This window comes from Vibrio sp. (assembly GCF_038138445.1).
Lineage (GTDB): Bacteria > Pseudomonadota > Gammaproteobacteria > Enterobacterales > Vibrionaceae > Vibrio.
The window spans coordinates 298-862 of record NZ_JAYQDQ010000183.1 but is presented as its reverse complement, the minus strand read 5'-3'; the positions used below and the strand labels follow the sequence as shown (position 1 = coordinate 862).

2 protein-coding genes are annotated in these 565 nt (G+C 37.7%); both read left to right on the top strand.

Going from position 1 to position 565, the window contains the following annotated elements:
- Window positions 1-206 (top strand): glutaredoxin (locus tag AAFM34_RS20895; protein WP_341666207.1); only part of this gene is annotated, 206 nt, incomplete at its 5' end.
- A gap of 29 nt (window positions 207-235) precedes the next feature.
- On the top strand, window positions 236-565 hold a 330-nt coding region (locus AAFM34_RS20890; protein ID WP_341666205.1), incomplete at its 3' end, for an aminotransferase class I/II-fold pyridoxal phosphate-dependent enzyme.

Here is a 565-nt window from a genome sequence, read left to right as displayed (position 1 = left end):
CAAAACGTACACTAGATACACATAATATTAAATATGAATATCGCCAACTTGGTGTAGACTTTGAACGAGAAGAAATTCTATCAGAGTTTCCTGAAGCTCGTACCTTTCCGCAAATTGTTATTAACGGCCAAAAGATTGGTGGTTATGAACAAATGATTAGATACATTGAAGATACTGGATATACAGGAACTGGTCACTCATTATAAATACTTAAAAACAATTAAGAGTATTTGTAATGGATCGCGACCTTCTACATTATTTTGATAAGACTATTGGTGACTTCAAAGAAGATGGTCGCTATCGCATATTCAACGACATTATAAGAGAAAGGGGGCAGTTTCCAAAAGCCATTTGGTACGGGAAATATGCCCCTAAAAACATTGTGAACTGGTGTTCTAATGACTATCTTGGCATGGGCCAAAATGAATACGTCATTAGTGCTATGCATACAGCATTAGATCAAACCGGCGCTGGTTCTGGTGGCACTCGTAACATTGGTGGTACATCTCAGTATCACGTTACGCTTGAAAGAGAGCTTGCAACATTACATAATAAAGAAGCAGCT